This is a genomic window from Photobacterium lucens (assembly GCF_009873615.1).
Lineage (GTDB): Bacteria > Pseudomonadota > Gammaproteobacteria > Enterobacterales > Vibrionaceae > Photobacterium > Photobacterium lucens.
In genome coordinates, this window is the sequence record NZ_SSMG01000151.1 from 1 (window position 1) to 473 (window position 473).

The 473-nt window shown below is 31.3% G+C and carries 1 protein-coding gene; it reads left to right on the forward strand.

What is annotated here, in order from left to right; all coding sequences use genetic code 11:
* Positions 1-68 precede the first annotated feature (68 nt).
* On the forward strand, positions 69-473 hold a 405-nt coding region (locus E5A76_RS07125; protein WP_222932512.1), incomplete at its 3' end, for a hypothetical protein.

Consider the following 473-nt stretch of genomic DNA (forward strand, 5'->3'; position numbering starts at 1 on the left):
ATATAGATCAATGTTATAAAGGAAAAATGAGGTACAATATAATCGTGTTTTTATTAGTGGGAAACTAAATGATTACTCACAATCCGAAAGATACAGGAATTAAAGCATGGGTTGAGTTAATCATGTTTATTTCTTCTTATTATCCTTTATTTCTAATCTTATATATTAGAGATGTTGGTTCTAATAATATTGGAATTCCAATTGGGATTTGGGGATGGGAGAGTAATGTAAGTATGTGGGCAACTAGCTTTTTGCTTCTATCTTCTGTTTGTACGTTAGCAACTGGTTTTATTATGAGGAAGCTTTTAAAAAAACCAGAAGGGGGGAGAAGCGTTAAAGTTAGTAAGGTTGAGCATGTTCGTGGAGATATGATTAACTATACACTACCGTTTTTGATTGGTTTATTTGCATTTGATTATAAGAGCTGGCAATCGATTACATCATTGATTGTTTTTCTTATCTTTATGTTTTTA